Source organism: Mariniblastus fucicola, from assembly GCF_008087665.1.
In the GTDB taxonomy this organism is placed as follows: Bacteria; Planctomycetota; Planctomycetia; order Pirellulales; family Pirellulaceae; genus Mariniblastus; species Mariniblastus fucicola.
In genome coordinates this window covers 356,792-380,145 of sequence record NZ_CP042912.1, presented here as the reverse complement: position 1 = coordinate 380,145, position 23,354 = coordinate 356,792, and the positions used below count along the sequence as shown (strand labels likewise).

The 23,354-nt window shown below is 54.1% G+C and carries 16 protein-coding genes; 10 read left to right on the top strand and 6 right to left on the bottom strand.

Annotated features, from left to right (window positions below):
- Positions 1-90: 90 nt before the first annotated feature.
- From yaaA to MFFC18_RS01490, 3 genes are all read right to left on the bottom strand, one after another.
- Entirely contained in the window at positions 91-858 is a 768-nt protein-coding gene (yaaA, locus tag MFFC18_RS01500) for a peroxide stress protein YaaA (protein ID WP_075084912.1), read from the bottom strand.
- A gap of 213 nt (positions 859-1,071) precedes the next feature.
- Positions 1,072-1,527 (bottom strand): GNAT family N-acetyltransferase, encoded by a 456-nt coding sequence (locus MFFC18_RS01495; RefSeq protein ID WP_075084913.1) that lies wholly within the window; start codon positions 1,525-1,527, stop codon positions 1,072-1,074.
- Complete coding sequence (locus MFFC18_RS01490; protein WP_157665165.1) at positions 1,524-3,602, bottom strand: PQQ-dependent sugar dehydrogenase; 2,079 nt, start codon at positions 3,600-3,602, stop codon at positions 1,524-1,526. The genes MFFC18_RS01495 and MFFC18_RS01490 overlap by 4 nt, the downstream gene beginning before the upstream one ends.
- 251 nt (positions 3,603-3,853) lie before the next feature.
- Between MFFC18_RS01490 and MFFC18_RS01485 the strand changes: the two genes are divergently transcribed.
- From MFFC18_RS01485 to MFFC18_RS01475, 3 genes are all read left to right on the top strand, one after another.
- Positions 3,854-4,426, top strand: a complete 573-nt coding sequence (locus tag MFFC18_RS01485) for an RNA polymerase sigma factor (protein WP_075084915.1) — start codon at positions 3,854-3,856, stop codon at positions 4,424-4,426.
- Positions 4,427-4,586: 160 nt separating this feature from the next.
- Positions 4,587-9,101 (top strand): serine/threonine protein kinase, encoded by a 4,515-nt coding sequence (locus tag MFFC18_RS01480; protein ID WP_157665166.1) that lies wholly within the window; start codon positions 4,587-4,589, stop codon positions 9,099-9,101.
- 383 nt (positions 9,102-9,484) lie between these two features.
- Complete coding sequence (locus MFFC18_RS01475; RefSeq protein WP_075084917.1) at positions 9,485-10,402, top strand: PEP-CTERM sorting domain-containing protein; 918 nt, start codon at positions 9,485-9,487, stop codon at positions 10,400-10,402.
- Between the two features lie 178 nt (positions 10,403-10,580).
- Here the strand turns inward: MFFC18_RS01475 and MFFC18_RS01470 are convergent, their stop codons facing one another.
- The 3 genes from MFFC18_RS01470 to MFFC18_RS01460 form a co-directional block, all read right to left on the bottom strand.
- Entirely contained in the window at positions 10,581-12,008 is a 1,428-nt protein-coding gene (locus MFFC18_RS01470; protein WP_075084918.1) for a DUF1501 domain-containing protein, read from the bottom strand.
- A gap of 87 nt (positions 12,009-12,095) precedes the next feature.
- Positions 12,096-14,963: a DUF1553 domain-containing protein gene (locus tag MFFC18_RS01465; protein ID WP_084417174.1), complete on the bottom strand. Its 2,868-nt coding sequence runs from the start codon at positions 14,961-14,963 to the stop codon at positions 12,096-12,098.
- Between the two features lie 174 nt (positions 14,964-15,137).
- Complete coding sequence (locus MFFC18_RS01460) at positions 15,138-16,187, bottom strand: class I SAM-dependent methyltransferase (protein WP_075084919.1); 1,050 nt, start codon at positions 16,185-16,187, stop codon at positions 15,138-15,140.
- A gap of 640 nt (positions 16,188-16,827) precedes the next feature.
- Between MFFC18_RS01460 and MFFC18_RS01455 the strand changes: the two genes are divergently transcribed.
- The 7 genes from MFFC18_RS01455 (at position 16,828) to MFFC18_RS01425 (ending at position 23,140) form a co-directional block, all read left to right on the top strand.
- Positions 16,828-17,607, top strand: coding sequence for an IS5 family transposase (locus MFFC18_RS01455; RefSeq protein ID WP_068267841.1), 780 nt, complete (start codon positions 16,828-16,830; stop codon positions 17,605-17,607).
- A gap of 136 nt (positions 17,608-17,743) precedes the next feature.
- Complete coding sequence (locus MFFC18_RS01450; protein ID WP_075082532.1) at positions 17,744-18,769, top strand: AAA family ATPase; 1,026 nt, start codon at positions 17,744-17,746, stop codon at positions 18,767-18,769.
- 7 nt (positions 18,770-18,776) lie between these two features.
- Entirely contained in the window at positions 18,777-19,646 is an 870-nt protein-coding gene (locus MFFC18_RS01445; RefSeq protein WP_075082533.1) for a DUF58 domain-containing protein, read from the top strand.
- Positions 19,647-19,675: 29 nt separating this feature from the next.
- Positions 19,676-20,509 carry a hypothetical protein gene (locus MFFC18_RS01440; protein ID WP_148618585.1) on the top strand — a complete coding sequence of 278 codons (834 nt, stop codon included), beginning with the start codon at positions 19,676-19,678 and terminating at the stop codon, positions 20,507-20,509.
- Positions 20,506-21,450, top strand: coding sequence for a vWA domain-containing protein (locus MFFC18_RS01435; protein WP_075082535.1), 945 nt, complete (start codon positions 20,506-20,508; stop codon positions 21,448-21,450). Before MFFC18_RS01440 ends, MFFC18_RS01435 begins: the two co-directional genes overlap by 4 nt.
- Entirely contained in the window at positions 21,444-22,439 is a 996-nt protein-coding gene (locus MFFC18_RS01430) for a vWA domain-containing protein (protein ID WP_075082536.1), read from the top strand. Before MFFC18_RS01435 ends, MFFC18_RS01430 begins: the two co-directional genes overlap by 7 nt.
- Before the next feature lie 107 nt (positions 22,440-22,546).
- Complete coding sequence (locus tag MFFC18_RS01425) at positions 22,547-23,140, top strand: hypothetical protein (RefSeq protein WP_075082681.1); 594 nt, start codon at positions 22,547-22,549, stop codon at positions 23,138-23,140.
- The last annotated feature ends 214 nt before the right edge of the window (positions 23,141-23,354 follow it).

The following is a 23,354-nucleotide window of genomic DNA, read 5'->3' as shown; positions in this document are numbered from 1 at the left end:
ATGTGTTGTTGAAATATTTGCCGCCAGCAATTGTGGCGGGTCACGAATTGTAACTTAAGCCGGGGAATCGCGGCAAGATGGAAAAATTCTTCATCCCCGCAGAAACAGTGGCTTATCTTCGGTCGACCCATCCGCGGAATAACGATAGCCATCTTCGGCGAATTTGGTCAATTTCTTGAGATCCGTCACTTTTTTGCGGATGATCCAGCCTGACATTGTGCCCCGAGCCTTCTTGGCGAAGAAGCTGATGATCTTGTATTTGCCGTTCTTCATGTCCTTGAAAACAGGCGAAACGACCCGAGCTTTGAGCCGCGAGGGGAGCACAGATTTGAAATATTCGTTCGAGGCAAGGTTCAGCAAAACGTCACTGTCGATCTTTTTCAGCTGCTTGTTGAGCGCGTCCGTGATGTCCGGCCCCCAGAAGTCATACAGATTACTCCCCTGAGGCGTGGTGAGTTTTGTGCCCATCTCGAGGCGGTACGGTTGCATCAAATCCAGCGGCCGCAAGATACCGTAAAGCCCCGAAAGCATTCGCAGATGCTCCTGAGCAAACAGAAAATCGGCTTCTTTCATCGAGTATGCATCGATGCCCTGATAGACGTCGCCTTTGAAAGCCAATAGCGCTTGCCGAGCATTCTTTTTGGTGGCTTTGGGTTCCCACGATTCGTAGCGGTTCACGTTCAGCTCCGCCAGCTTGTCACTGATCGACATCAACCCGGCAAGCTTCTTCGGCGTGTATTCGCGCAAGATCTCGACCAGCTCGGCGCTGCGTTTCATGAACGCGGGCTGCGACGTTTTGGAAATCGGAAGCGGTGTTTCGTAGTCCAGCGTTTTGGCTGGGGAGACAACAATGAGCATGGTGCAAATTGATCCAGTAAGTTGTTGATCGTTCAGGTTGATGAAGATTGGAACATTGATCGTTTAACGGCAAGCCGCAGGCGACTGCGTGGCTTACCTCGCGGAATCGAACCGCAGTCGCCTACGGCTTGCCGTTAAACGTAGCGGGGTCGGAGCCGATACGAGCTTCACAGTATAAACCACCGTTTGCAAACCGCAGAGAGCCGCTTGGGATCACTTTTCCAAATGCAGCTTCATGCCTTCGTGCGTCGCCTCAAAACCAAGCCGTTCGTAGAACCTGATCGCCTCCGGTCGCTGCTTGTCCGAGGTTAGCTGCACGACGTGCACACCGCGTTCCCGGCCCTGATCGATCGCCCATTCGAACATTTTCGCGCCCAGATTCCTCCCCCGATGGTCGCGGTGAATTCGAACGGACTCGATCTGCAAGCGCGAGCCCCCGCGGTAGTTCAAATATTGCTGAAACGTCAGCTGCATCGTGCCGATGATTTCTCCATCGGCTTCCAACACGACGAGGTTCTGATTCTCGTCCGCATCAATTTTTTCAAACGCCCGGACGTACGGTTCCGGAAGCGGATCGGCAAACTCTTCGCGAAGTTTCCCCAACGGATCGCCCGCTAACATCTCCACAATCGCGGGCAAATCCTCAATCGTCGCCGTACGGAAAATCATTCAGCCGAACTCGCGTCCATCAACTCAATCCACTCGCGAAGCAGCTCAACGGCGTTCTCGTCAATCACGTTGCTGCCGATGTTTGGCATGCGACCATTGGAGATCGTGTCGATTCGCTGCAGCAGCAAAGAAGACGCCGCATCACCGGGCTTCACGATTCGTGCGCCGGCGATTCCAAGATCACCCTGAGCCGGTTTTTCGTTGATCATTTTCGTCGCGTCCAAGTCCGTCGCAAAACGCAAATCAATGCTGGCGTTGCCCGGACCGTTGGGGCGATGGCACATCGCACAGTTCACGTCGAGGTAAACTCGGGCTCGCTGTTCAAGGTCGCAAGTTTTATCGTGTGGATCGCAATGTCGCGCCGCGGCGGATGCATCAAAGTCTTCAGGCACGCCCGACAAGAGTTCCTGTTTGACGAATTCCATGATCTGATTTTTCGGCCCATCAGCATTGTTCAGCTGAGCCGTATTGAGCCCCAGCACGTACCCCGCCGAATCGACGTGACAGCTGGCACACTCGGACGATGAAGGCCCGTGCCAGGTCGTCGGCCGCCACTCCTTGGCACCTTTGACGGGCATCCAAAGCTCAAGCTGTAAGCCTTCCGGCCGCAGCTCTGCATCCTTGCCGCGTTTGTCCCAAATGTAAGTCGCAGCTTCCCAACCCGTTTCGATTCGCTTGATGACTCGCGTTTCAAGCATGCGATTGCCGGCCGCGTGGCGAAAGTTCTTGATGATCTCGGTGCCGACGGGAACGGCCCACGACCCTTCGCTGCGATAGCCAATTTTTTCGCCTTCGGGCAAACGGAAGAAGCGTGTTTTCTCCGCACTGTCGGACCAGAAAGGGGCGTTCACCTCGTACGGGGTGTACGCATCTGACATCTTTCGCTTCTTCAGATCCGCAAAGATTTCCGTTTCTGAAAGCTTCTTCGGCCAGCCCTCGAGAAAGTTTTCCGGCTCGTCCGTCGGTTGGACTCGATAAATTTTGCCATCGAAGCTCAGCAGATAAACTTCACCGTCGGTATCTTCTCCAAAAGCCGCGATGCTCTGTCCGGTTCGGCGCACCAGCGTGTTTTTGTAATCGCCGTTTTCGTCTTTGCGAATTTGCCACAGGTTGCCCGAAAGGTAATCGCCATAGAAATATACGCCATCAAGCTCAGGGAACTTCTTACCGCGATAGACGTTTCCGCCGGTCACGGACAAACCCCATTGTCGGCCGTAACTGGCGATCGGCTGATCATGTTTTTCCGTAGCCATTTCGACCTGCTTGCGAAACGAAGCGTCGGCTTCCCAGCGATTCCAACCGTAGTTTCCTCCGTTGCGAACGAGGTCGATTTCATCGAAACGATCCTGCCCAACGTCTCCGGCCCAAAGCTCGCCTGTTTTTCGGTCGATCGAAAATCGCCACACGTTTCTCAAACCGCAAGCAAAAATCTCGCCGCGAGCGCCTTCAACGCTGGCGAAATGGTTGTCTTTCGGGATCGCGTACTCCAACCCCGGATCCTTGTGATCGACGTCGATTCGCAGAATCGCACCGAGCAACGTGGAAAGGTCCTGGCCGCTGCCGAGTGGATCGTTGGCTTTACCTCCGTCGCCGAATGAGATGTAGAGATAACCATCCGTTGGACCGAACGCGAGAGCACCGCCGTTGTGGTTTCGAAACGGTTGCTCTTGTTCGATAATGACTTCTTCCGAATTCGGATCGCCGACCGAAGGATCGTCTTCTTTGACACGATATCGAGCCACGATGCCGTGCATGTCTTTCACCGAAGACGAATAGTGCACGAAGAACTGGCCGTTGTTTTTGAAGTCCGGATGAAACGCCAGACCGATCAGCCCTTCTTCGTTGCCAACGCGACTGATGCGGTCACTGATGTCCAGAAAAACTTCCGTCGTGGAAGTCTCCGCGTCGTTCTGAAAAACGTGGATGACACCGTTTTGCTCGGCAACGAATATGCGATCATCGCCGACGTGGGTCAGATGAATGGGGCGATTAAAACGGAGCTTCGGAAAAGCGTTTTCCAGCCCGATGCCCTTCACAGTAGCGGTGGACTTGGCGGCTTCCGTTTCTTGAATCACAGCGGCGGAAGCGTTTACGCTAACGGCCGATCCACAGATCCATAGACACAAAATCAGGCAACGTATCATCAAGCTTGTCCCAAGTTAAATTCTTCGTTCGCAATATCATAGCTGGGATCACAGCTCGCGGGCAGAGTCATCGAGTGCCCGAATTTGCCGGCCGCCAGCGAGTCGACTAAGCTGGACAGCGTACCGTTTGTTTTCGCCGATACTGTTCTCGTAAAAGCCCCCGTTAGAGTGGCAGCGACTCAATGACCACGACTTCCGAGAGCCTTCTTTTCCGACTGCAACAGGTAGGTGAAACTCCCGACGAAACGGCGTGGCGACGGTTCGTTTCGATCTACACACCGCTGATTTTCTACTGGGCTCGAAAAGTCGGGCTGCGGCAGACGGAAGCTTCCGATCTCGTGCAGGATGTTCTGACTCAGGTGTTTCAAAAGCTGCCTGAATTCAAGTACGACTCCAGTCGAAGCTTTCGCGGCTGGTTGCGAACGGTGACGTTGAACAGGTATCGCGAAATTCATCGCCGTAAGTCATCTCGGCTGGCAACGGCCACCGATTCGATGCTGGAGAATCTTGCTCCGGTTTCGTTTGCGGAATCGACCTGGGACATCGACTACGCGCGGCTGCTGGTTGCCAGAGCAATGGAGTTGATGCAGGATGATTTCGCGCCGGGCACGTGGGACGCGCTCAAGCTGGTGATGAGCGGCGGTCAGTCGGTTGATGCGGCGGCTGAGCAAACGGGGGTCAGTGCCTGGACGATCTATTCCGCTCGAGCCCGTTTGATGAAACGGCTCCGTGCCGAACTCGGTGGGCTGCTTTAGAGTTTGTTGAGATGCGGACACAGTCAGCTTTCGAGCCGGAATTCCGCGTTCACGAGCGGCCAAACTGACTTTTTCAGAAATTTCTTGCCCGCCGACACAATATATCACAACCACGCGCATAGTCTCTTCTGCCAGAATGAACCTGACCAAGAGAGCAATCATGAAAACGTCCTCCAAACCTTCCTGCCCCGATCCGGACACACTGCTCCAGTTCATCCAAGGGCGACTTGAGCCGCCGACGCTCGACCAATGCGAAGTCCACGTTTCGGACTGCCAGACCTGTCACGAAACTTTGCGAGGACTCGACGCCAACGACACGCTGTCGCACTACGTCTCCGATGCCCTCGACATCCCGGAACCGACAGAAGATTCGGACTCACAGGCCATCGACGGTTTGATGCAACGACTGATGGCCGGCAACCTGAAAGCGCATTCGAAACCGCTGCAGAATCACGAGGACGCTCTGCGCCTGGCCGATCGAGCCGCAGAAGTGCTGCGCTGTGTTGAGCCGCCAGCGGAAGAAGACGATGACTCGTTGGGAACGTTGGGCGACTATCGTTTGCTTCGACTGATCGGAGCCGGTGGAACAGGCGTTGTGTTTCAGGCGAAAGACCAATCACTCGATCGCTTGGTGGCGTTGAAGGTGCTTCGTCCGTCGCTCGGCGATGTGGCCCGAGATCGGTTTATCGCGGAGGCTCGGTTGGCGGCTTCGATTGAACATGAAAACGTGGTGACGATTTATCAGATCGGCCAACAGGATCGTTTGGCTTTCATCGCCATGCAGTGGGTTCCGGGAGAAACACTTGAGGCACGTCTCGCGGGCCAGTCTGAACTTCATGAAGAGGATTTGATTCGTGAGTTCGTCAGCCAAATCGCATCAGGACTTTCGGCGGCTCACGAGCGGCAGCTGATCCATCGCGACATCAAACCAGCAAACATCTGGATCTGCGAAGACACCGGACGCATCAAGATTCTGGATTTTGGTTTGGCTCGCATCGCCGACGAAGATTCCAGCCTGACGCAAACCGGCATGCTGGCCGGAACGCCCAGTTTCATGTCGCCTGAGCAAACCCGCGGCATGGAACTTGATCCACGCAGCGATCTGTTTTCGCTGGGTTGCGTGATGTATTTGCTGCTCTCGGGCCGGCTTCCGTTCAGTGCGCCGACGGTGTTAGGTACGCTTCAGACGATCCAGACGGATTCGCCGCAACCGCCGGTCGCGCTCAATCCGGACTGCGATCAGGAGCTGTCCGATTTGACAATGAACTTGCTGGAAAAGCAGCCCGGCAATCGCATGGCTTCCGCCCAGAATCTGATCCATTGCCTTGGCAACGACCGATCCGACTGGCCGCAGCCGGTTCCCAAAGTTACGGGAACGTTCCAAGCGCCGTCTGCCGCCAAGCCCATTTCGACTCAACCAAAAAGACTTCGAAACTGGATCATCGCTGTGTCACTGATAGGCATTGCGGCGGTCGGAGCGTGGCTGATGTCGCCGCAGATTTTTCGCATCGTGACCGACCAGGGCGAGCTGGTCATCAACGCTTCCGACGACAACATCAAAGTTCAGGTTCTGGAAAATGGCGATCTGGTTCGCGTGTTGGACGCTTCGACGAAAGATTCGTTCGACATCAAGTCCGGGGAGTATTCGTTCAATGTTGTGTCCGAAAACGAGAGCCAGTTTGAGATCACGCCGAAGTCCGTTTCGATGACTCGCGGTGGCAAGCAGATCGTCACGGTGACGATGTCGACGTCGAACGTGATACCGAACAAGAACGATCAAAACGCATTTGGAGCTGACGCAAGCGTCGACGCGGCGAACGATCATGACGCGTTGCAGGCGATCTCGATCAGGCTATTGGCTTCGAAAGCAAGAAAGAAATCACTAATGAAACAATATTCACGTCAACACCCCTCGGTCCTGGCTGTCGACAGAGAGATTGCATGGCTAGAGTCTTTAAGCCAAACCAGCTTTCACCCCGACAGGTTTTCAGATGTCGATTCGATCATTGCTTCCCTGAAAGTCGAAAAGGACATGCTGGCTACGCGTTTAGGAGAGGGCCATCCCAGCGTCATCGCGATTCAGCAAAAAATCGAATCGACGGAAAAACACTATGAAACGAAGGAACCAGATCGTGACAGAGGAGTTCCCATTTATGGCGGCCGAAGTTTCGACGACTGGTTCCTGATCGCCCGGAACGATCTCGAGCCCCAAACCGTGTCCGAAGCATTAATCGCCTGCGCAACGCTGGCTGAGGGAGATCAACGTCAACAAGTCGAGGAACTGCTAAGTGACTTGATGCGGCAAAATGGTGTGTACCCCGTTCCATTTGACAAACCGACTGCGGCGTCCATTTATTGCAATGCTTTCATCAAAACACTGGAACTGTTTCAACCGACCGAAGTCTGGAAATTCGTCGCAACAGAAATTAAAGACGGCAACGAATCAAGTCTTGGTTCCTGCGTTTCGGTCATCGCTCAATTGCACTCGACCAACGAAAAAAAACGCGGTGAACTTCGGGAGAACAGGTTCGTCGATCTGACGCCACTGATGCAACGCGTGCAACAGGGAGAACTGAAAGCTGACAAAGGCGTCACCAATTTTATGAGCATGTTCCTGACTCAGCGAAATGACACACGCGTCGACGAATCGGTTTGTCAGCAATTCCTGGACTCGGTCGATGCGGAAGCGCGTTTGTCGATTCTCGATGGCCTGCTGACTTATTTTCGCAACGGCCAGATGAATAACACGATTGAAAGTGACTTTTTTTCGCCCGCGACGACTGGACCAACTCGACAGCGAATATTGAAAGCAATGCAAAATTGGCGAAGTTCCTCTGCTGGAGTGACCGCTCGCGAAAACGCAGCTCGACTGTCCAACCGACTCTTAACGCGATCCATCGACAGGCTTCTTCAGGGTGAAAGCGGATTGGAGTTTTCAACTTACGACGAGATTTGGTTCGATGAAATAGGTGTGGTGCATCACGTTAAACAATCCGACGGTTCAGAGAGCTGGATCCAATCATACACGGGAGGATTGTCTAACGAAAAACCTGAAGGTACGCGGCACGTCGATGGGCCTCCCGCTACGATCCGAATTCTATTGACTCAGCTTTGCGAAAACGTTGAAGGACAGATCAAACGAAATTTGACCGACAAGCAAGTTTTTGAATTCACCAAAAAGTGGATTGGACCACGAGGGATCGAACGAACTCAATACACTGAAGGGCTTAAAGATCTAAAGATCGCCCAGGATCTCGCCACGCTTTCAAAGGTATCCTCGGGCGACATCGGCAGCTATTTTGATCTGAGCCGTTTTGTCGTCGGCCCAAACTCACGACTTCTTGCTCGCGAGTCATTTGGAAAGAAAGCAGAAACTACCGAACCGGCTAACGTTGTCGCCATCGAACCATCAGCCCCGTCAAAAGAAGCCCCCGTCTACCGTGGGCGAACTTTTGAGCAGTGGTTCAAAATCGCCGAAAACGATCGTGAACCCAAAACCGTCGCCGACGCGATCGCTGCCTGTGCGGTGCTTGCCGAAGCGGATCAGAAAAAGATATTCTTCTCGCTCTTCCGTTCGCTGATCCGACAGCATGGAGCATCGCAACTCACTCCGGATGCCATTCACGGGAATGAAGGGTCCGACGAAGTCTATTTCAACGGGTTCTCGAAAGCTATTTTGCAGTTCAAGAACGCTGAAATCGTGGAGTTCATTCAAACGGAAATCGACACTGGAAACGAGCAAAGTATTGGGTTCTGTAGCAGCCTGATTAATTATGGGCTGAGTGGTGGTTTCAGCGTCTCCGCCAACCGGCTGACCGAATTCCAAACATTGCTTCGTTTGAACTGCAACCGATTGTTGCAGCGAATTTGCGACAAGAAAATCGCGCTCGATACCAATGTGCGATTCTTTCTTACGACAGTTCTGAACCGCAAAAAAACTGTCGCGAATCTCTCATTGGCAAAGAAATCCATCATCCACCTCAAAGTCTCTGACAGGCCGTGGGTGTACCAAAGCTTCATCGATCACTTTGGAGACAACTCCTTTGATGGAATGATCGAGGCCGATTTCCTCGCAGAGTCAACTTCAGGAGCAACCCGAGAATCATTGCTATCGATGCTGTTACGAAATTTCGATAGCGGGGAGACGTATGCTCCAGCAGGCGAACCCATCTATACGGCCAACTCATTCAAAGTTCGACTTCCTTTGGCGATCCGTCTGATAACGAAATCGATCTCCCTTAAGTTTGAAGATGACAGCACAGATTTGAAATTCGATTCGTGGCAAACCTTGAGTTTCAACGAGCACGGCATCGCAAGTAACGGAACTGGAGGCCTTGGCGGCGGAGGATTTGGCGGTGGAGCCACGACCGTTAATGTTCAACAAATCAAAGGACTCCCTGCAGTCGTCCGACACCTCCTGTCCCAACTCTGCGAAATCGTATCCGAGAACGAACTTGCAGATAACGATCGCGAAACAGTTCGAGACGCTGTCAAAGCAATCACTGATGATGACTTCAAACCGCTCAAGTCTTCAGAGAAGGAAGAGTTTGAGAAACTGAAAATCGAAGACGACTTGAAGGCGCTTCTCAACTTCATTAACGGCAAGACCAAAGAAGCTGAGTTTTCAACATTCGTATCCGTCCTCCCAAATCGACAAAATGGCGGCATCTTCTAGACTCGATATTCGGCCGACCCCCTCAGTGGCATAGGCTTCCAGCCTGTGTCTGCATGTCGAAAGCCTGTCACTTCTGCAGTGGACAGTCTGACTGTTTTATTCATCCACTCTTTCACCGTCACGCCTCGCCCACTACTCGCCCGTTGCGGCGCGATGGACTCCCTTTTGACGACAGACACTTGTGTGAAATATTGTTCACATGAAGATTCTGTTAGTCACACTCATGTACGGTACCAGTACATCGAAATTTCATTTTTAATTATTAGATTCCCACCCACGACTGCGACTTGGAGCTTTGGCTCTCCGCTGTTGGCAGCAGACAGACGACCGAGACCAATCCTCTCCTTTCCCTTCCTTGATTTGCTGCAAACGGAGTCTCCCCTATGAAGAAGTTTATCCTTGTTTTGACAACTGCGATTGCAGTAAGTTTTTCAGGCGGATTCGCAATCGCCGACATCGCGATCGGCGGTGCAAACTACGATGACGCTGAAACTGGCATCACCAGTGGCACGCCAGATTTGGCAAATGAGAGTACTGGCAACTCGTCAACGGTGATGGGCATGTTCACCGACCAAACAGGTGCCGCGCACAACTATTTGGCCGAAGCTACCGTGTTCTCCGGCATCACCAGCTATGGCGTGACCAATGGCGGCCCGAACAATTCGGACGAAAACCGTGTCGAGTATCAAGCCAGCAGCGATCGTTTCACATTCGGATCCGGCTGGGACTCTGGCGATGGTTCAACGGGTGAGTACGTAGAACAGTGCCTCACGGTAACGTTCGATCGAGTTTCAGACGCGGCTGATTTTTCAGTAACAGTTTCCAGTGCAAACACAGCCGGCGAAGCTTTCGAATCGACCGCAGTTCAATTCATCGACGCTGGCGGCAATCTTGTCGGCAACCTGAGCTACCTTGGATTTTGGGATACCGTCAGCTCAACCGTAAACAGCGACGTGATCATGAACTCGGCGGATGTCTGGACGGCTGAGTCAACTTCAGTCATCGACGTCACAACCGATTCGGACAACCCGTTTGGTACTTCAGACGGTGCCAACAACGACGCCACGATCTTCGCCTCAGACTATATTTCCGGTGGAGTTACCGGCTACAAGATTACTCGCTGGCTGGAAGACGTCGCAACGGTCGGCGGAGTTGCTGGAACCGGGACTACGACGACGACCAACTTCACAACCAGCAATGGAGCAGCAACGGTTTCTGTCGCTGCTGTCCCTGAGCCTGGTGCTGCGAGTCTGATTGCACTGGGCCTAGTTGGTTTTGTTGTACGACGTCGCCGTAGCTAGAGAAACACCTTGAGAGTGGCTGTTCCGTCAGCCCGACATCGCGTTATTCCGCCAGCGAATTCGTTGGCGGCTTTTTTGTGCGCGTTGGGAAATGAAGCGTGGTGGCATAGGCTTCCAGCCTGTGTTTGATAGACGCATGACATGCAACTCACAGGCTGGAAGCCTATGCCACCCTTAGCTACGCCAATAAATCGCGGACTACGTTCCCGTGCACGTCGGTCAACCGAAAGTCCCGTCCGGCGTGATGGTAAGTCAGTCGCTCGTGGTCGAAGCCCATCGTGTGCAGAATCGTGGCCTGCAAATCGTGCACGTGCACTTTCTTGTCGACGATGTGGAATCCGAACTCGTCGGTTTCCCCGTAAGTCATCCCGCCTTTGACGCCGCCACCGGCCATCCACATCGTGAAAGCCTGCGGGTGATGGTCGCGTCCAGCTTTGCGACCGAGTGCCGGATTGGTTTCCACCATCGGAGTCCGACCAAACTCGCCGCCCCAAATCACCAATGTGCTGTCGAGCAGACCGACTCGCTTCAAATCCTGAATCAAAGCCGCACATCCTTGTACCGTTTGGCCGCATTTTTCTTTCGTGCTGCCTTCGACGTCGCTGTGAGCGTCCCAACCTGAATGGTAAATGTTGATGAAGCGAACGCCGCGTTCGACCATGCGCCGGGCCAGCAAACAGGCTCTCGCGAAAGAAGGTTTGGCTGGATCGCAACCGTAAAGCTCAATCGTCTCTTTGCTTTCGTCGCTGAAGTCCATCAGTTCCGGTGCCGACGTTTGCAATCGAGCCGCCATCTCAAATGAGCTCATACGTGTGGAGATTTCGGGATCGCCGACGACGCCCAGCCGTTGTTGATTGATCTTTGAAATCAGATCAAACGTATCGTGCTGCACTTCGGCGGAGAATTTTTCAGGCGTCGCGACGTTCAAAATCGGAGTCTGGCTGTTGCGGAATCGCACGCCGGTGTAGTGCGTCGGCAGAAAGCCACTGGACCACAGCGAAGTTCCACCACTGAGGCCCGCACCGGTGTTCATGACGACAAAAGCAGGCAACTCTTCCGTTTCCGCGCCCAAACCATAGAGCGCCCACGATCCCAGACACGGTCGGCCCGGTTGCGAGAATCCTGAATTGAACAACAGTTGTGCCGGAGCGTGATTGAACTGGTCGGTGGTCACGGATTTAACGAAACACAGGTCGTCAACGACCGCGCCGAGCGGAGCGATCGGTTCGCCGAGCGAAATTCCTGATTGGCCGTACTGTTTGAACTTGAATCGTGGCCCCATCACGGCGGCGTCCGGCTGAATGAAAGCGTAGCGTTGGTCGCCGATGATCGATTTGGGAAGCGGCTTGCCTTCCAGTCGCGTCAAAGTTGGCTTTTCGTCAAACAATTCCAACTGGCTGGGAGCCCCGGCCATGAACAGATGAATCACAGCTTTGGCCGTTGGAGCAAAATGCGGTTGCCGCGGAGAGAGCGGATTGTCATTGGAGAACGCGCCGACGTTGGATGCCATGCCGTTGGCGAGCAGTCCTGCCGCAGCGATTTTTCCGATTCCGATTCCACAGTCGCGCAAGAACTGGCGACGGGCGATGTTGGTTGATTCGTTCATAGTTCAGTTTCGTATTTTGCGTTTCGGTGGCACGGTTAACAGCACCTGGCCAATAGGCACATGGTGGGGACCACCGTGCCACGTTAACTAGTTCTTCGTAATCGTCTCATCCAAACACAGCAGCACTCTGGCGATGGCCTTCCAATCCGGATGCTTCGCGTGAAACGCAGCAAGCATTCCAAGTTCACTTTCATTCGGCTTGCGCGTCATCACCCAACGAAATCCGGCTTCAATTTTCGCGGCATCCTCACCTTCGAATTCGCTCATCCGTTTCCCCAGCGCCTCTGCGATCTCAACAAACATCGGATCATTCATCAGCGTCAGCGCCTGCAACGGAGTATTCGACGCGTCACGTCTGGCCACACAGGATTCACCCGACGACGCATCGAAAGTCGTGTACATCGCGAACGGAGCGGTCCGTTTTTGATACGTGTAAATACTGCGACGATAGCGATCCGGGCCTTCGCTGGCCTTCCAGTTTGACTTGCTGTAGTTCGCCGCCGCGCCCGCCGGTTGCGGAGGCCGAACCGGTGGACCATACATCTTGTCGACCAACAATCCGGCAGCAGCCAGGCTCGAATCGCGGATGACTTCAGCGTCCAGACGCCTACGCGGAAACCGTTGCAGCAACCGTTCGGCTTCTGCGTTCGCTTTCTCGAAAGCAGACGACTGTTGATACGTTTCGCTGGTCACGATTATTCGGTGCAACGACTTGATCGACCACCCCTGATCCATCAGTTCAACCGCCAGGAAATCCAGCAGGGCAGGGTGGCTGGGCAAAGCGCCTTGCATGCCAAAGTCTTCGACCGTTTTCACCAATCCGGTCCCAAAGAACGCGGCCCACTGTCGATTGGCAACGACACGCGCCGTCAAAGGGTTGTCTCGCGAGACCAGCCACGTGGCGAATTCCAGTCGACTTTCAGGCAGCGTTTGATTCTCTGCATCGAAGATCGCCTCTGGCAGGCGCGGTTGCACTTCCTGTTCCGGTTGCGTGTACTCACCGCGATGATGCAAAAATGTTCTACGAGTCTGCCCTGGCGAACGTTCCCTCATCACCAGCGTCGATTTGCCTTGCAACGGATGAAGTAGCTTACGAATTTTGTCGGCGTGGGATTTGAGCTGCGGCGCCTGCATCAAAAACGTCTGCTCGACCTCCGTATCGCTGTCACTGTCATCAAGCAGTGTCGCGCCGATCACGCTGTCGGACTCAACCGCAGAGAAACGGAACTTGCCCAGCGAACTGGCGAAGTGACGACCGAACTTCATGGTCAAAGTAAACTTCTCACCAGCCGGCAGCGGCTTTTTGAGATTGAACACAGCGACGTGACGGAAACCGACCCGGCCGGCGATCGACCAACCGGATTGAACGTCGCCGTCGATCGACAAAGCGGCACCGATGCCAGCCGAACCGAACGACGAACCGGCGAAGGTTGCCGAAGCGTCGGCCCAATCGAGGGAATCGCCGTCTGCCGTTGAAATTTCGATTTCGTTGAGGAAAAAGTCACCTTTTTGGCCTTCGTAGTATGTCAGTCCCGGACCGCCGCGGGGCAGACGTTCGTCAGGCAAGGCTTCGAGGCGAAAGGCTGTTATCGGCGACGTGCTCGCCGGGAAATTCAGTGTGTAGGTGTCAGATTTGGTGATGTCTCCCGACGCGAAAATCACGCCGTCGGCTTCCAGAGTCAGATGCGGCATGTTGGCAGACATCGACTCTGGAACAATCGTGCGCCAGTTGACCAAGTTGGCTCTCTGTTTCTCCAGCCAGCCATCGAACGCGGCTTGAAATTCAGGATGCTCTTGTTCTGCAGTCGATTCAGGCCAATGCGACTTCAGCTCAGAAAGCAACTTCAGTGCACGCTGTTGTTTTTTATCTTCGGACGATTGCGATTCTCCGTCCTTCAAAAAGAGCTCTGGCTCATCGGCGTTGTTCATGTAAGCCATAATGCCGAAGTAATCTTCATGCGTGATCGGATCGAATTTGTGCGTGTGGCATTGAGCACATCCAGTCGTCAGCCCCAGCCAAGTCGTTCCCGTTGTCGCCACGCGGTCTGCCATCGCGTGGTAGCGGAACTCGAGCGGGTCGATCCCGCCTTCTTCGTTGAGCATCGTGTTGCGATGAAAGCCAGTGGCAACCAGTTGTTGCTGGGTGGCGTCTGGCAGCATGTCGCCGGCCAGTTGCTCGATCGTGAACTGATCGAAAGGCATGCCTTCATTGATCGCCCGGATGACCCAATCGCGATACGGCCAAATACTTCGGTCGCGGTCCTTCTCGTAGCCGTTGGTGTCGGCGTAGCGGGCGAGGTCCAGCCACTTTCTGGCCCATCTTTCGCCATAGCGTGGCGATGCGAGCAACTGGTCGACGATCGCCTGATAGTTTTCTGTCGTCGGATCGTTAATGAATGCATCGGCTTGTTCAATCGTCGGCGGCAAGCCAATCAAATCCAGATACACCCTGCGAACCAACGTGGCCGGGTCAGCTTGCGGAGAACGCTTCAGCCCATTGGATTTCAGTTTTTGATCAACGAAGAAGTCGACGGGGTGCGTGCCGTCGGGCACCTCCTTTTTCATCGGTGCGACAAAAGCCCAGTGTCTTTCGTATTCCGCGCCGCTTTCGATCCAGCGCTTGAGCACAGAACGTTTCTCATCCGACAGCGGTTTGTTGTGGCTTGGCGGCGGCATCACGTAGTCTTCGTCGTCCGAAGTAATCCGCTCGATGACTTCTTCCATGTCCGCATCGCCTGCAGCGTCCAGCCTCAGATCGGCAGCTCGGGTTTCTTCATCAGGCCCATGGCACGCGTAGCAATGTTTTGACAGAATCGGCCGCACGTCGGCGTTGAAAGATACCGCTGGACCGTTTTGTTCTTGCGCAAGGCCGATGCTTGCGAACCATGTCAACGACAACAATGTGAACGCGATTCGACGACAATTTTTTTTCGTGATGCAATCCAAGTCAGGCATGTCGCGTGTTCCGGAGGCGGTGGTCAAACGTTTGGCGGTAGCCTGTTTCCATTTTAACCAGTCCTGATCACTCGAACATGGCAAACCGGCACAAATGTGAACCATCTATCGGTCGAAACAAAGGCCAGCATGACCTGACCTCAACTTTCGCTTCGATTGCGTCAGCATTCGCTTCTACGGGATTGCCTCGAAGACCAGATTGAACGGCGTTTCGGTGACGCGTGCGAACGACGAGAACCTGGCTCTCTCGACGACGACTTCTCGCAAACGCTTTTCGCCGGCTTGGGCCCCGAGCGCCGTGCCTTCTTCCTGAGCCAATGATGTTGGAACGCAAACCATGGTCGACGCACAGTAATAAAGTCGACTGACGGGATTCAGGTTTTCGGCCACCGAATCTCCGGCCATCGGCTCCACAATCATGCAGGCGCCGCCTTCGTTCAGCAGTTTCCTGACGTGTTTCATGCCACCAACCGGATCGCCCATGTCATGAAGGCAATCGAAGATCGTGACCAGATCGAACTTGCCTGGCGCCTCTTTGGCAGTGCTGACTTCAAAGCTCAAGTTGCTCAGGTTGTGCGACGCTGCATGTTTCCGGGCCTCATCGATCGACGCTTCATGGAAATCGATTCCGACAAACTGGGAATTTGGAAACGCTTGAGCCATCAACGTTGTGGTAATGCCGTGACCGCAACCAATGTCGGCTACTCGTGCACCACGTTCAAGATTCTCCGCCATGCCCCGCAACCTCGGCAGCCATTCCTGCACCAGATGATTCTGATATCCCGGGCGAAAGAACTGGGCTACCGCACAAGAAAGGCATTGGCTTTGGTCGTTCCATGCCACACCAGCACCGGTTTTGAACGCGTCGCGAACCAGAGGTTCATTTTCCGCAAACGCAGCCGCTGATGTGAATGCGAGTGCAAGGTAGAACGGACTATCGCGATTGGCAAACACAAACGCCTGCTCCGCCGTCATCGAAAATTGACACGTGTCGGCTTCGTAGGTGATGTACCCGGAAGCTGCCTGGGCACAAAGCCACTCTTCAAGGTAGCGTCGATTGAGCCCCATGGTTTCGGCCAAAGTTTCTGCATTGCACGGACCGGTCTTTGCCAACGCTTCATAGATACCAAGTCGTTCTCCGATCTGCACCAACGGCACGCTGAAAGCACCGCCAAGGTCCTGAAGTACGTTGCCAACCATTGCGTGTAGTTTTTCTTCATTCATTTTGCGTTTCCTGAATTAGCTGATACGTAATCGTCCAAAATTGATCCAGAGACACCGATATTTTCGAAGACCCAAACCAAAAGAGATCGCTCTTGCATCACAGGTGCAAAATGCAGCACGTGATCGTCGCAAAGCCAACTCCATATACCCACCAGCGAGTTTCTCAGCGGTTTGTTACAGACAAAAGAACGTTTTCACGCAATCAGTTGCTTTTATGTGTATGTTCGCGGCCGGCGCACGAATTCAAGCGACTGCTGGCAAGACAAATCAGCCGACTGGCGCTAGCCGCGGTTTGTTTACGCACCCTGATGCGGTTTGGATTCCACACCGTCAACCGGGGCTAGCGCCGTCGGCTAATCCTTGTCCCAGCAATGATGAGGATGTTGCAAGCAGAGCGAAAACGATGAGAAAACAAACATACTCATGAAAGGCAACCAAAAGGGGATGCGGGACACAGTTCAGAAATTGGCCCCCTCTTTTCCGTCTTCGGGTAACCGCGAACTCACAAAGATACCCGAGTCACATCCGCGACGAGCTTCAGCCACCAATCGCCTAAGAAGGTGTTTTGAAATTGCTCTGAGTTGAAAAAATCGCTACAGCCCCGTTTGCATTTAAACCGTAAACGGAAGGAGCCGTAGCGATGAGTATTGAGTATCCCAGCAGTCTCAGTGATGATCAATGGCGATTGCTTCGTCGTCTGATTCCGCCAGCAAAACTTCGCGGCCGCAAACGAATCGATCGGCGTCAAATTGTCGATGCGATATTGTATTGGTGTCGAACGGGCTGCCAGTGGCGGTTGCTTCCGGACTGCTTTCCGAATTGGAACACGGTTTATGGAGTTTATCGAGCTTGGCGTATTGATGGGACATGGCAACGCATTCACGATCGTCTTCGCGAAAAGGTACGCCGCAAAGAAGGCAGGAAGCCAACGCCAACAGCAGCCATCATTGATTCGCAAAGCATTCGCAGTGCTGAAGGAGGAGAATTACGCGGGTATGACGCGGCGAAACGAATTACCGGACGAAAGCGTCACATCCTGGTGGATACGTTGGGGCTTGTGATGGTCGTTGTTGTCCACTCGGCCGATCTACAAGACTACGAAGGTGCACATCTTGTTCTTGAAAACATCAGACAGAAGTTTCGTCGGCTTCGAGTCATCTTCGCGGACTCGATTTACGGGCGGGCTGATTTGCCGGAGTTCCTGAAGCAATGGTATCGTGTCATCTTGCAAACCGTTAAGCGTCCGGTCGAAGCCGAAGGGTTCGTTGTCTTACCCAAGCGATGGATCGTTGAACGGACTTTCGCATGGCTTGGAAAATTCAGAAGGCTCTCAAAGGACTATGAAAGACTGACTCAAAACAGCGAAACTGTCATACGAATCGCAATGATTCAATTCATGCTAAACAGGCTGGAAAAATAATTTTAAAACACCCTCTAACCGTCCAGACACCGCTCCGCTCCATTGGTTGAGTTCCCTGGAAAAGATCTCCAACAGCGGTCCGCTGGAGCGTTTATAATCGAAATCAGATTCAACCCTGAAAACGAGAGTGAGCAGCATGGCGACGGCACCTTCGACAGAGACCAACCCGCAAACGCAGAAAACGGTTGACTTCATTAAACGCATTCGCGAACGGGTTGCGACCGTTGTGGTTGGGCAAGACGTCGTGGTGGAACGGACTCTGATTTCGCTGTTCACAGGTGGTCACCTGTTGCTGCAGGGTGTGCCCGGTTTGGCAAAGACGCTACTGGTTTCTGTTTTATCCAAAACGGTGGATCTGGATTTCGCGAGGATTCAATTCACGATCGACCTGTTGCCTTCGGACATTCTGGGCTCCGAGATCCTGGACCAGCGGACCAACGAATTCAAAATCCTCAAAGGTCCCATCTTCACGAACCTGCTGCTGGCTGACGAAATCAACCGCGCGGCTCCGAAAGTTCAGGGCGCGCTGCTGGAAGCCATGCAGGAACGCAAAGTCACGATCGGCAACGAGACTTTCGGGTTGCCAGCTCCATTCCTCGTGATCGCGACCCAAAACCCGATTGAGCAAAGCGGAACGTTCGAACTACCCGAAGCTCAGCTTGACCGATTTATGCTTTGCCATCGGCTGAACTACCCGACTCCCGACGAAGAGAAAGAAGTCCTTCGTCGCAACGCATCGCTGGGCATCACGCGACAGGACAAAGGTGCGATCGCGAAAACAGAGTTCGATATCCTCGACAAGAAACCCGTCGGTACGCCGGAGGAGCTGATCGAAGCGATGCAAGCCGTTCAGGAAGTTCACATCAGCGACGTGTTCATTGATCATGTCGTTGAACTGGTCAACCGGACGCGAATTCATCCTGCTTTGGAAGTCGGCTGTTCGCCGCGGGCCGGAATCGCGTTGCTAAAATCGTCACGAGCTCGCGCGTTGATCAATGGACGCGACTACGTGATTCCGGAAGACATGTATTCGCTTGCCGGCGACGTGATTCTGCACCGAATTCGACTGAACTACGAAGCACTTGCCGATGGACTGACGGGCGAATCCGTCTTGCAAAGCATCATGAATGAAATGGGGCTGACGGCGTCAACGATCGCCTAGGAGAAAAATGGCCTCAAAGACTTTTCAGCTTGAGAATATAGAAACGCTGGACTCGCGGCAGTTCGCGATCGCGGTGCGTCGTCTCGCCGACAGCCTGAGCTACGGAACCGACGCGTCTCCGTTTCTCGGCAGCGGTACCGACTACGTCCAGTCGCGACTTTATCAGCCTGGCGATTCCGTGCGAGCGATTGACTGGCGGATCACAGCCCGAACCAGCAAGTTCCACGTCAAGGAATTTGAAACGCCCAAGCGGATGCCCTGCTATTTGCTGGTCGATACGTCGGCCTCCATGACGGTCAGTTCAGTTGACTGGAGCAAGTATGCGGTAGCCGTCCACATCGCCGGCGGGTTGGCATTTGCCTGTCTGGATCGTATCAGTCCAGTAGCCGTTGTTTCTGTTGGCGAAACGGAGCTTCGATACAGCCCGAGCCTTTCGCGCGACAAGATTTTGCAGTGGCTGCACAAACTGCGAACGTTTCGAATCGACGAACAAACCTGTTTGCAGGAGCGGCTTCGGGAGCTTGGTCCGCTGTTGATCAACAAGTCGCTGATCATTGTGATTTCGGACTTACATCAGCCGGAAGCCATTGGTCCGCTGAAGCGGTTAGGTCAGCAACATGACGTCGTTGCGATACAGATGATTGATCCGGCAGAAGCATCGATTCGCGGCGCCGGCTTCATTCGCGGCCGGGAAGCAGAAACTGGTCGGACGATGACGACGCGAGGCCACGGTCTGGGCATCGATCAGGAAAGCCTGGCTCAGGAACTGAAGCGCGGTCGCGTCGACCATCTGACAGTGCGAACGGATGAGCCTTTCGCGTATCAACTACGGCACTTCTTCAAGTCCCGAGGTTTACTTGGTCGAGGAGCACGATGATGGCAGCGGCAGTCTCAGCCCAAACCCTGATGGTATCGCGAATTCTGATCGTCATTGCGATGTCGATCGTCGTTCAGGGCGACTCTTCGACTTCACCCGATTCGACAGAGGAACAAGCACTTGCTTCACCGACCGTCGGCGCGCCGGGAGTTTTATCCGACATCATTTTGCCTGGCGGTGAACTGGTTGCCAAACCGCTCACTGGAGACCCGGCGATGATTGTGCAGGTTGTTGATGCGATTCGGCACGGTGACTCGTTTCGTTACACGCTTCGGTTTTCGGGGCTTGAGCCCGGGCCCTACGATCTGACCGAATGGCTGGTCAGAAAAGACGGTGAGGAAAAGGGCGAACTGCCCGCAGTGCTTGTGGAGATCAAATCGCTGCTGCCTGCCGGACAGATCACGCCGAACCAGCTTCCCGAAGGCTGGCTGCCGCGAATGGGCGGCTATAAAGTCGTGATGATTGCGGCAGCGGGACTGTGGAGTTTGGTATTGCTGGCTCTGATCTTTGGTGGGCGAGGCAAGAAAGCCCAGAACGTGGACTCCGGACCCCCTCCGCGATCGCTGGCCGACTTACTGAGGGATCGTTTGGAAGCGGCGTTCGAAAGCAAGGTCGCACCGCAGCAGTATGCGGAGCTCGAACGGATGTTGTTTTCCTGGTGGCGAAAACGTTTGGGCTATGAGTCCATGCCGCTCGACGAAGCGATGGTAAAAATCAAAGCCAACGAACAGGCTGGACCTCTGATGCGTCAACTGGAAAGCTGGATGCATCGGCCGGCCAAAGACCATCAGAACGTCGACCTGGCGAAACTGTTGGAACCCTATCGCAGCCTGCCCGTCGACGAACTGGAGGCCAGCACGTGAGCTTCAGCGACTGGCGCATTCTGTTGTTTCTGTTCATCCCGGCGACGTTGCTGGCGTGGATTTGGTTGCGTGATCGACTGCCGTCGCTGGGTCTGGGAAGCGACCGACGCATCGCGTTGCCGCAGGATTTTGGCATCGCGCGATCGGGGCGTTGGTCAGACTTCTTCATCCGCTGCTTTCTCAGCTCGATGCCTTTGATGATGGCCGTGGCAATCATTTTACTGGCCGGGCCGCGGCATTTAAGCGTCCCCAAAGCCGAGCGAGAACTGACGAACATCGAGTTTTGTCTGGACTTGAGCGGCAGCATGACGGCCAAGTTCGGAGCAGGAACACGTTACGATGCCGCCATGGAAGCCATCAACGGATTCGTTGACCAACGGCCCGGCGATGCATTCGGGCTAACGGTCTTTGGCGACAAAGCTCAACACTGGATTCCGCTGACGACCGACCCGTCGGCTTTCCGCTGTGCCGTGCCATTTTTGAATCCCCGCAAGTTACCCAGAGGCTACGGTGGCGGAACGATGATTGGACTGGGTTTGAAGAAATGCCAGGAAACGCTGGTCACTCGTGAAACCGGCGACCGGATGATCATTCTGGTTTCCGATGGAGCCAGTTTTGATCTTGGCGACGGTAAGGAAGAAATCATCGGCAAGTCCCTTCGCGACGACAACATCGTGGTGTACTCGATTCACATCGGCAACGGCGTCACGCCTCCGGAAGTTTCTACCATCACCAACATCGCCAACGGAAAATCATTCAACCCACAGGACGTTCAATCACTGCAGGGCGTGTTCCAGCGAATTGACAAAATGGAAGTCGCCGAGATGAAGCAGACTTACGCAGAGGTACTCGACTGGTTCGCACCGTTTTCGATTGCCGGAATCAGCCTGGCCGGCGTGGCGTTGTGCTCAATGATGTTATTCAGGTACACGCCATGGTAGAGATCCTTCCCGAACTGATTTGCGTCGCGGTCGCGTTGGTGGCTGTGCTGGCGGAAACCTGGCACCTGAAACGAATTGGCCGTGTCAAAAACCTGGCCTTTGGTCCTTCGGGCCGGCCCGCGTTTTGGACGTGGTTGGTTCCCGTGTTTCGCGTCGTCGGAATTTCCCTCGCGTGCTGGGGCTTTCTTTCATTGTGGCTGGTTGTTGAAGCGAGAGTTCACAAGTCAGGCGTGATCGACGAAAGCGACTACAAGCATTTGGTTTTGGTCGTGGACGTTTCGCCCAGCATGCAAGTCGAAGACAGCGGCCCGGAGGGAAAGAAGACTCGCCGGCAACGTGCTTCGGACATCGTCGAGTCGCTGTTCAATCGTATTCCAATGCGGCAGTTCAAGATTTCGCTGATCGCTGTTTACACTGACGCCAAACCGCTGCTGGAAGATTCGAAAGATCACGAAGTCGTACGCCACATCATGGAAAAGATGCCCATGTGGCACGCTTTCAAACCAGGCAAAACGAATTTGATGGCAGGCATTCGCCAGGCCGTAAAGATGGCCAAGCCCTGGAACCCAAAGAGCACTCATATCCTGGTGCTGACTGACGGCGACACCGTTCCGGCGACGGGCATGCCGAAAGTTCCTGCTTCGGTGGATCAGTTTTTGGTCGTTGGCGTTGGCGATCCGAACAGTGGAACTTTTATTCACGATCATCAATCGCGACAGGACGTGAACACGTTGCGGCAGGTCGCGAACCGCTTGCGTGGGGTTTTTCACAACGGAAACCAAAAGCATCTGAACGCGCAACTGGTCTCACGGTTTGCCGAAACGCGGAACGAAGACAAAATAAAAGAATGGACTCGGCGTGAGTGGGCTTTGCTGGCTTGCGTGGCCGGAACGTCCATTTTGGCGGCCAATCCGCTGTTGTTGCACTACTTTGGCACGCGTTACGTCGGTGGCGTCAAGTTTACTCCCGAAAGAAAAGTTGCGGCGTGACATCATTAAGCGCCGAATAAGTTTGCAGCCGCCAGGCCATATCCGTTAGACTGTTCAGGCGGCGCCGATTCAGGCTGCCAATGCGAACCTCAAAAAATGGAGGCGTGATGAGAATACTGTTAATCGTCGGCTGGCTTTTTGTCGGGCTGGGAGGAGCGATCTTCCACTTCGGTCCCGGACAAAAACACTTGGAAGTCGACCAGGTAAATCTTGTGCTCAATGATGCACGGGATTGCGTGGCCAACGAACAGTGGGGCGAAGCCGTCGAACTGTTCGACGCAGTTCTGGCTGATCTGCCAAGTGAAAAAGTTGCCGAATCGCGAGGCGTGCTGCTTGAAAAAGCCAAGTGCCAGATGATGGCCGCGAAGTTGCCCGAAGCTCGGTCGACGCTGGAAGGTTTGCTCGACGATGTTCGCAAGGACGAATCTGCCGACAAACATTTTGTGGCGGATGTTCAGTCGGCTCTCGCGAACTCGCAATACTATATGACGTGGTTGATGCGACTTGAAGGCATGCCGGAAGAAGAGTGGAAGCCGGAGATCGAAGCCGCGCGTCAGCACTACACGCAGTTGACGAATGATGCGGAGGAACTTGGCGACGAAGAGTTGCTTAAGCGAAGCGCCGAAGACCTTGAGTCTGCCGTTCGTTTGGCCCGCATGGATCTGAGCGAGCTTCAGGGCTTGCCACTGCCGAGTCAATGACAGGGCACCTGAAGCGGTAAGAACCGTAGTCGCGGTCGCGACAAAAAGAAGGACCCTGGTAATGCTGGCGGCAAGATTGAAATTCCTGAGGGAGCTGGATCTTGATCCGCAAACCCGAATAACTTTTAGACACCCAAACCGCGCCTCGATGGTCGCGGTTTTTTTATGTCCATCGCGGAGGGTTTTGACTCCTCCGCGAGGACGTCAGCTACAA